Raw genomic sequence first — 394 nt, forward strand, 5'->3', positions numbered from 1 at the left:
GGCCTGGAATAGCAATAGTTGTCGAAAGGTCTTCTGCCCATTTGATTACAAAAGCAGGCATCTCAAGGAAAGAAATTTCTTTCTCTTCGTCATTAACTTTTATTAAGCAATTTGATAGCATTTCACTGATTGTAGCGAATTGTTCAAATTTGCCTGGAGGTCTAAAATAAAAAGTATTGCCTTGGAATTGGAATTCTGGTCGTTGGCATACATAGACGTCATCTAGTTTATATGTGAATCCGTCTTTTTCAACTTCAGACTTAAGTTTGTTATTAAATTCCAATATGTGTAGACATGCAAAATCAAAATCTGCGGGACTCATATTTTTACAAATAGAATCTGCTAAGATTTTCATGTTTTCGTCAGGGCCTTTAACGTCCTTTAAAAGATTATA

At 34.3% G+C, this 394-nt stretch carries 1 protein-coding gene; it reads right to left on the reverse strand.

Annotated features, from left to right (window positions below; genetic code table 11):
• A partial coding sequence (locus Y887_RS19635) for a hypothetical protein (RefSeq protein WP_084726100.1) occupies positions 1 to 355 on the reverse strand: 355 nt, incomplete at its 3' end.
• Between the last annotated feature and the right edge of the window lie 39 nt (positions 356 to 394).

This window comes from Xanthomonas pisi DSM 18956 (genome assembly GCF_001010415.1).
Classification (GTDB): domain Bacteria; phylum Pseudomonadota; class Gammaproteobacteria; order Xanthomonadales; family Xanthomonadaceae; genus Xanthomonas; species Xanthomonas pisi.